The sequence below is a fragment of the Amycolatopsis sp. NPDC031561 genome, from assembly GCF_055580625.1.
In genome coordinates this window covers 168,068-175,287 of record NZ_JBVILA010000016.1, presented here as the reverse complement: position 1 = coordinate 175,287, position 7,220 = coordinate 168,068, and the positions used below count along the sequence as shown (strand labels likewise).

The 7,220-nt window shown below is 67.3% G+C and carries 8 protein-coding genes; 4 read left to right on the top strand and 4 right to left on the bottom strand.

Annotation, left to right across the window (positions count from 1 at the left end; genetic code table 11):
• Positions 1-701 precede the first annotated feature (701 nt).
• Entirely contained in the window at positions 702-1,913 is a 1,212-nt protein-coding gene (locus ACZ5IK_RS28095) for a DUF418 domain-containing protein (RefSeq protein ID WP_465490459.1), read from the top strand.
• Here the strand turns inward: ACZ5IK_RS28095 and ACZ5IK_RS28090 are convergent.
• The 3 genes from ACZ5IK_RS28090 to ACZ5IK_RS28080 are packed head-to-tail and all read right to left on the bottom strand — an operon-like array spanning position 1,837 to position 3,842.
• Entirely contained in the window at positions 1,837-2,934 is a 1,098-nt protein-coding gene (locus ACZ5IK_RS28090; protein WP_465490421.1) for an MAB_1171c family putative transporter, read from the bottom strand. The genes ACZ5IK_RS28095 and ACZ5IK_RS28090 overlap by 77 nt on opposite strands.
• Positions 2,931-3,413: an ImmA/IrrE family metallo-endopeptidase gene (locus ACZ5IK_RS28085; protein WP_101607800.1), complete on the bottom strand. Its 483-nt coding sequence runs from the start codon at positions 3,411-3,413 to the stop codon at positions 2,931-2,933. Before ACZ5IK_RS28085 ends, ACZ5IK_RS28090 begins: the two co-directional genes overlap by 4 nt.
• A 3-nt stretch (positions 3,414-3,416) precedes the next feature.
• The gene (locus ACZ5IK_RS28080; RefSeq protein ID WP_168214320.1) at positions 3,417-3,842 is read right to left on the bottom strand and encodes a helix-turn-helix domain-containing protein; all 426 of its coding nucleotides are present in this window, start codon (positions 3,840-3,842) and stop codon (positions 3,417-3,419) included.
• A 154-nt stretch (positions 3,843-3,996) separates the two neighbouring features.
• On the opposite strand from ACZ5IK_RS28080, the gene ACZ5IK_RS28075 reads away from it, so the two are divergent.
• Both ACZ5IK_RS28075 and ACZ5IK_RS28070 read left to right on the top strand, forming a co-directional pair.
• Positions 3,997-4,263, top strand: coding sequence for a hypothetical protein (locus ACZ5IK_RS28075; RefSeq protein WP_465490420.1), 267 nt, complete (start codon positions 3,997-3,999; stop codon positions 4,261-4,263).
• Positions 4,264-4,299: 36 nt separating this feature from the next.
• Positions 4,300-4,590 carry a hypothetical protein gene (locus tag ACZ5IK_RS28070; protein WP_101607798.1) on the top strand — a complete coding sequence of 97 codons (291 nt, stop codon included), beginning with the start codon at positions 4,300-4,302 and terminating at the stop codon, positions 4,588-4,590.
• 48 nt (positions 4,591-4,638) lie between these two features.
• On the opposite strand, the gene ACZ5IK_RS28065 is transcribed toward ACZ5IK_RS28070, so the two are convergent.
• Complete coding sequence (locus tag ACZ5IK_RS28065) at positions 4,639-6,006, bottom strand: MFS transporter (RefSeq protein ID WP_465490419.1); 1,368 nt, start codon at positions 6,004-6,006, stop codon at positions 4,639-4,641.
• A gap of 58 nt (positions 6,007-6,064) precedes the next feature.
• On the opposite strand from ACZ5IK_RS28065, the gene ACZ5IK_RS28060 reads away from it, so the two are divergent.
• Positions 6,065-6,457 (top strand): MerR family transcriptional regulator, encoded by a 393-nt coding sequence (locus ACZ5IK_RS28060; RefSeq protein WP_465490418.1) that lies wholly within the window; start codon positions 6,065-6,067, stop codon positions 6,455-6,457.
• Positions 6,458-7,220: the final 763 nt, after the last annotated feature.

The following is a 7,220-nucleotide window of genomic DNA, read 5'->3' as shown; positions in this document are numbered from 1 at the left end:
GGGGGGGGCGGGGGGGAGGTTTTTTTTTTCTTTTTCCGTGGTGGGTGGTCGTTGTAGAAACACCCTTTTTGGGACAACAGGCTTCGGGGGGGTTTTTTTCCCCCACGTCCCGGAAGGCTGGTGTGGCGCTCACGGTGGTCGGGTTGAACCTCCAGCCCCGGCCAGAAACGGGATCACCCGGGACGACGGTGTTGCGAAAGCCTCGTTCGCAACCTTCACCGTTGCGAACGAGGCTCTCACAAACCTGCCCGCGAACGAAAGACGGCACGAACACGCCACGTTCGCCCTTCCCCTCAAATAGAAGCTGTCGTTCTTGACCTCGGTCACGCCGCGTGGTTCGCCGCGCCGCCAGAAGCCACGACGAAGACCGGGCGAAGCTCGGCACCCGACCCCTTCTGTTTGTCCTGTAGTCCCTTGGATCGACACGACCGAGCATCGAAAGGATGACAGTCGGCCGGACCAGTCGGCAGCGCACGATCTACGGTTCGTGACCGGATCACTCCCCGCGGCCCCGAAAGGCCAGGACGCGAGCGCGCGACAGAATAGCCCTTCCCTCAAACGGGTTTCGGCCCCCACACGAAGGATCACTCGGCCGAACCGGTAGCGAAGGCGACGAACGGCCGGACTGCTACCAAGTGACCAGGGCAAGATCGTCCCAACGACGGACGATGCCGGTTGCGGGCGGTGGCACGCTCGACGACATGATCCACCGGACAGCGGCCACCGCCGCGCAGCAATCCCGTAGTGGGCGGATTTCTTCTCTCGATTTACTCAGGGGGGTGGCGATTCTCGGCACCTTCGGGACGAACGTGTTCCTTTTCGCGCATCCCGGCGGGCCCGCGGGCTTCTTCCAGGACTTCGTCGGCACCGCGAACGGCGTCGCGGAGCACGTCGAAATCGGACTTCGTACGCTGAGCAACGGCAAGTTCCTCGCTCTGCTCACGATCTTGTTCGGCGTGGGCCTCGAGTTGCAGTATCAGTCCGCGCGGAGGCGCGGTGTTTCCTGGCCTGGCAGGTATCCACTTCGGGCGGGAATTCTCTTCATGGAAGGTGTCGCGCACTACCTGCTCGTTTTCGAAGGCGACGTGCTCATGGCCTACGGGCTCACGTCGCTGCTCGTCGCGTACCTCGTCGGCCGGAGCGACCGGGTCGTCCGCAAGGTCGTCGTCGTGGTGGGTGGCGTGTACACCACGCTGATCCTCGCCGTGACCGCGCTGCTCGTGGCCGGACCGGGCGTTTCCGGCGAGCCGACCCCGGTCGATCCCGCCACGACGGCCAGCTGGCCCGCGCAGGTCGCCGTCCGCTTCACCGAGTTCCTGATGTTGCGGGCGGAGACCATCCTGATCGTGCCCTCCGCCGTCGTCCTGTTCCTGCTCGGTTCCCGTCTGCGGAGGGCCGGTGTCTTCGAAGACACCGAGAAGGGCGCAAAGCTTCGTGCGCGACTGCTCGTGCTGGGCTTCGCCGTCGGCCTGCCGCTGAACGTGCTGACCGGTTTCAGCGGGCCGGACTGGTTGCTCGTCGACAGGTACCTGTTGCCGCCACTCGTCGCGCTGGGTCTGCTCGCCCTTCTCACCCATCTCTCACTTCGAATGCGTGAGAAGCCTGGAGCCGTCCGAAGTGGACTGATCGCGGTCGGCCGAACGGCTCTCTCCTGTTACGTACTCCAGAACCTGCTTGCCGGTTTCCTTTGTTACGGCTGGGGCCTCGGCCTCGCCGAGCGTTTCGCGGATGCCCGTCCGTGGTGGATCGTCGGCCTCTGGACCTTCGTCGGACTGGTGAACGTCGCGTTCGCTCTCTTGTGGCTTCGGCGTTTCGACCGCGGACCCCTCGAACTGCTCATGCATCGTCTCTACGCCCCGCGGCGGACGCCATCGCGCGTTCCCGCACCTCCCGCACGACGAGGGAGTGCGTGAACGCGGACGACACCGCGCTCAGCCAGGCACTTTCCTCCCGCATGCTGGGCTGAGCCTCGTCCGCGCCCGCCGGATGGTGTGGCCAGCTCCGGCCGGCCTCACGCATCACCAGCGCCGCCGCGACTTCGGCGGCGGCGCGCGTGGGTTCGTCGACCGGGGTGCGCAGCCAGTCCCCGAGGTGCGGCGGGACGTGTGACCGCAACGCCAAGACGCCATCACGGATTTCGATCAGCCTGCGGTACAGCTTGAACTCGATGTCGTGGCGCACGGGCAGGGCGATCTGCGGGTGAGCGGCGACGAGCTCCTTCCACAGCGGTGTGACCGCCCGGATCCCTTGCCACGCACGCACCAGGCGGAGAGCGCCGTCCCAGGTGGTGAACAGTCCGCCGAGGACCCACAGCACCATCGCGCAGAGTCCGAGGAGGCGGGCACGCGGCATGAAGTCGAGGTCCGCGAGGTCGGTGATCTCCAGCCACAGCGACGGAAGCCCGGAGAACAGCACCCATCCGATGGTCGCGACCGCGGCGCAGACGAGGATCCGCAGCCCTGTCCGGAACGTCCCTCGTGGACGGCCCGCGGCGCTGCGGGCCAGGGTGCGGGTGAACATCACCAGGCACGTGACCCCGTACGTCGTGAGAACCACCTGATAGACCACGACGCTCAAGCGCCATTGGAACCCGGGTGTGCCCACCTCGAGCCGATGTGGCGCGATGTCCAGGTAACACAGGACCATCAGGCCCCAGCACAGCAGGATCGGCCAGAACGGTGTCGGCTTCTCCGGCGACCGGGCACTGCGGACCAGTTGCACCAGCGCGCGCATCGCGAGCAGTTGCAGCGCGTTGGTGACCAGCCGTGGGAGCAGCTCGTCGCCGAGCAACCGGACCGTGGTCTCGGCGGAGACGGCGAGGCCTGCCGCCATGCTGAGGAAGAACGTGACCAGATGCTTCGGCCCGGTGCGGACCGTCACCAGCCGGGCGAGGCCGATCAGCGCCAGCAGCCCGGCGGACAGGTAGCTGATCACGAGCCGAGAGCGTGGCGCAGCCGATCGGATCCGGGCCCGGCGCCCACGGCGCGGCGCATGAGCAACGACGCGACGAGTTCGGCCTCTTTCTCCTGCTCCTGCGCGTACGTCGTGCGGCCGAGCACCCTGCGGACCAGGTCCACCGACAGACTGGGCGTGATCAGCGCGGCCACCGTCTCCGGCAGCACCTCGCCTTCGACGTGCCCGCACAGCAGATGACCGAGTTCGTGCAGCAGGATGTGCACCTGGTGCAAGGGGGACGTGTCCTGCGTGTAGAAGACGTAGTCCGCTCGATCGGTGGCCGCGAGCACCCCGCACGGCGCTCCCGGCCGAGCCTGGAGCGCCACCAGTTCGATGGGCCGCCCCCGCATCGCGGCGACCTCACCGAACAACGTGGTGACCTCGAACGGATCCGGTAGTCGCACAGCGGACGCGATCCGCTCACATCTGCGCCACAGCGCACTCTTCCTGCCGAACATTGGCTACTCCCCCTGGTTACGCCTGGACTCCCGCAGCTTGATCGCCTCGACGATATCGGCCACGGTGCCGAGCCCCTCCTCGGACAACGTCACCGCACGCAACGCCAGGTTCCGCACGGCGACGTTGCGCAAAGCTCCCAGCAACTCGACCTCTTCGGCAAGAGCTCTCCCCTGCTCGTCGTCGAAGAAGTACGCGGGCGGCACCTGGAAGAACCCCGCGAGCGCTTCGAGGTGCCGTTTGGTCGGGTTGTCCCTGCGGCCTGTCCGCAGTTGCCAGAGATAGGCGGCGGAGAACGACTCGCCGGTGCTCTCCCGGCAGGCCCGCGCCACCTCCTCGTGACTGTACTGCTCACCGTTGGGCCGTCGGACCACCTGGAAGAGGCGGTCGATCCGTTCGGTGAGCGTCGTTGCCCTTGGTTCGGTCATCATCACCTCCATTAGCTGAGATGAACGCTACCCGGTTGTCTGTTCATCTGGGATTGACAACAGTCAAGAAGCTCCCATAACGTCTCTCACGTTAGCTGAGATGAATGACTGAGGGGTGTCGGTCAATGTTGGCTGACGACCCGGAGGGGGAGTTCTCATGAAGAAATTGCTGATCGCAGCGGCCCTGGCGGTGGCCGCGGTGACCGTGTCGGCGCCGCCGGCTCTCGCCGTGGAGACCGGAGACTTCCACGCCACCGGCATCGGCCCGTATCCGGCGGATGCCGTCGCGTCGGCGGAACGCGTCGCCCGCACCTTCGCGCGCAACACGGGCTGGCTGGACTCGCAGTGTTACCGGCGCAGTGCCGACGTCCGGTCGCACACGAGCTACTACAGCGCGACCGTCTGGCTCTACTGCCAGCGCTGACGCAGCATTCGCCGAAGAACCCAAGGAGAGGGAAGTATGACCAGAATGATCGCCCGTGGCGCGGGGGCCGCGGTCCTCGCAGGACTCATGACACTCGCGCCGACGGTGGCGAGCGCCTCGGAGAGCGTCCAGGAGACCCGTGCGTTCCTCGGGACGACCGTCGAGAAGACCTCGGCGTCGGCCAAGCGAACGGCGCTGCAGCAGGCCTACGATCACGCGTCGGTTTACGGGTACACGCCCGACCAGTGCGTGACCATCCACCTGTACTCGGTGAAGATCAGTTTCGTGATGTACCGCGGTGAAGCCGGGATCCACTGCACGAAGTAGCTCGCGAGACGGCTCGGCCCGGAGACCACTCCGGGCCGAGCCGGGCGCTCAAGCCCGTCGATCGGCGAGGACCGCGAGGCTGAGGAACACCACCACCCCGATCGCCGCGACCACGACCAGTCCCGGCGTGAAGCCGTGCCCGCGCTGCACGAAGGTGCCGATGCTGCCGAGCACCGCCACTCCGAGCGCCAGCCCGAATTCCACACTGGTCTCCGACAACGCCGACGCCGCACCGGCCCGCTCGGGCGGCGCCGCGCTGACCACGATGTCCGTGCTGAGCGCCATCACCGGCCCCAGACCGAGGTAGATGAGCACGAGTCCGGCGACCAGTGGCGCGACCCCCTGTCCGTCCGGAGTCCAGGCCAAGACGAAGAAGCCCGCAGCTGAAAGGGCCAGCGACCACGCGAGCAACCGGTGAACCGGCATCCGGCGAACCAATGCGGGTGCCGCGACCGAGGTGAGCACCATCGCCACCGCGGAGGGCACCAGCCACAGACCGGCCTCGAGGGGAGACAGCCCGGTCACTTGCTGGAGATAGAGCGCGGCGAACAGGTAGACCCCGGCGACGCAGGCGAGCGCGGCGAGCAGGATCAGCAGCGCGTTGCGGAACGGCCGCGCGGCGAACAACCGGAGATCGATCAGCGGGACGCTCAGTTGCCGTTGCCGTCGCAGGAACACGATCCCGGCACCACCACCGAGCAGCAGTGCGATCCCACCCGGCAATGCCGATCCGCCTTCGGCGAGATGCTTGATGCCGTAGACGATCGGCAACACGGCCGCCAAGGACAACGCCACGCTCGCCAGGTCCAGCTTTCCGAGTTCGGTGTCACGCTGTTCCGGCAGCAGGATCGGGCCGGTGATCAGGAGCAGGATCATCACCGGGACGGCGAGCAGGAACACCGAACCCCACCAGAACCATTCGAGCAGCAGCCCGCCGGCCACCGGTCCGAGCGCCACTCCCGCCGACAGACCCGCGGACCAGAGCCCGATCGCGGCGCCTCGCTGGCGCGGATCACGGAACATGCTCCCGATCAGCGCGAGGGTGGACGGCATGAGAGTCGCGCCGGCGATCCCGAGCAGCCCTCGGGCGACGATGAGCAGTTCGGCGGACGGCGCGTAGGCCGCCAGCACCGAAATGACCAGGAAGACCGCGGCACCGATCAGCAGCAGGCGACGCCTGCCGACGCGGTCGCCCAGCGTGCCCATGGTGACGAGGAAACCCGCGACCAGGAAGCCGTAGGCGTCGGAGATCCACAACAGCTGGCCCGGGCTCGGGTCCAGATCGGCGGCGAGACTGGGAAGCGCCAGGTACAGGACCGTGGCGTCCATGGACAGCAACGCGGTCGGCAGCACCAGCACGGCGAGGCCGAGCCATTCACGGGGCCCCGCGGAGATTCGGAGTTGTCGGTCGGACATACCGCGACGCTAAAGTCTCACATAGATGTGAAAGTCAAGCGCGAATTTCGGAGGCGGCGTGCGCATCAGCGAACTGGAACGCAGGACCGGCGTCAGCCAGCGTCTGCTGCGCTACTACGAGGAGCAAGGCCTGCTGCGGCCGGAGCGACTCCCCAGCGGCTACCGCGTGTACACCGACGGGGACGTGACCACCGTCGAACACATCCGCAATCTGCTCGCCGCGGGCCTTTCCACCACCACGATCGCGGATCTGTTGCCCTGTATGGGTTCCGCGGGCGGGAAACTCATCGCCGACTGTCCCGAACTCCTGCTGGACCTGCACCGCGAACGCGCCAGGCTCAGCGCCGCGATCACCGAGTTGACCACTGCCCGCAGCACCCTTGACCAGGTCATCGCCACCGCGCCGCCCTTGGTCGAGCAGGCGGCCGCGCAACTACGCGAGGCCGGCTGACGCTTCCCCTGAAGGCAGGGAAGCACGCATTCGGCTCAGGGCACGCAAGACGTCGTCGCGGTTCTTCGCCGACTTGATCCAGGCTGGAAGGCGGCTGGCCAGACTGCTGTTCCGGTTCGGCACCTGCTCGCGAAGCCCGGCCGCGACATACCTTTCCAAGTAGTTCAGGTGGGGTTCGTGATAAGCCCAGAGGGTCTCTCCCTTGCACGGGGTTTGCAGCCACAACTCCAGACCGCGATACCGCGGAACCGCCGGAACAGACCAGGACCACGTCGACGACACGGGCAGCTCGGTCGCGGTCCGGCAGCCGGGGCAGGACACCGGCAGAGTGCGCGGCTCGGCACGCCGCCATCGCTTTCGCCGCTGCGTCACAGACTGCCCGCAGTTCCGGCAGCGGCCGTGAGCACGGAACTCCACCTGGCCGATCGAGGCGCCGGGGTGTCCGTCCACTTTGGCATAGCCGCATCCCGTGCAGCTCACCCGCGAGTGAGTCGCCACCGCCTGCCCGGTACATCGCGGGCAGTGCACCAGGACCGCCCCCGTTCGCAGGTAGCTCAGGGATTCATCGCGATCGGTGAACCGGGTGGACATTTCGTCACTCTGGCACACCGAGTTCGGCCCGGACCACCGCTTATTTCGAGAGGGTAAGGCGAAGGTGGCGTGTTCGTGGCGATGCCGAGCGGCCGTGGGGGGGGGGGGGGGGGGGGGGGGGGGGGAGGGGTGGGGGGAGGGGGGGGGGGGGAGGGGAGGGGGGGGGGGGGGG

Bases quoted from the DNA above. Each gene is read 5' to 3' on its own strand.
- ACZ5IK_RS28095 (WP_465490459.1), top strand. From the start codon at position 702: ATGATCCACCGGACAGCGGCCACCGCCGCGCAGCAATCCCGTAGTGGG.
- ACZ5IK_RS28085 (WP_101607800.1), bottom strand. From the start codon at position 3,413: ATGTTCGGCAGGAAGAGTGCGCTGTGGCGCAGATGTGAGCGGATCGCG.
- ACZ5IK_RS28080 (WP_168214320.1), bottom strand. From the start codon at position 3,842: ATGATGACCGAACCAAGGGCAACGACGCTCACCGAACGGATCGACCGC.
- ACZ5IK_RS28075 (WP_465490420.1), top strand. From the start codon at position 3,997: ATGAAGAAATTGCTGATCGCAGCGGCCCTGGCGGTGGCCGCGGTGACC.
- ACZ5IK_RS28070 (WP_101607798.1), top strand. From the start codon at position 4,300: ATGACCAGAATGATCGCCCGTGGCGCGGGGGCCGCGGTCCTCGCAGGA.
- ACZ5IK_RS28065 (WP_465490419.1), bottom strand. From the start codon at position 6,006: ATGTCCGACCGACAACTCCGAATCTCCGCGGGGCCCCGTGAATGGCTC.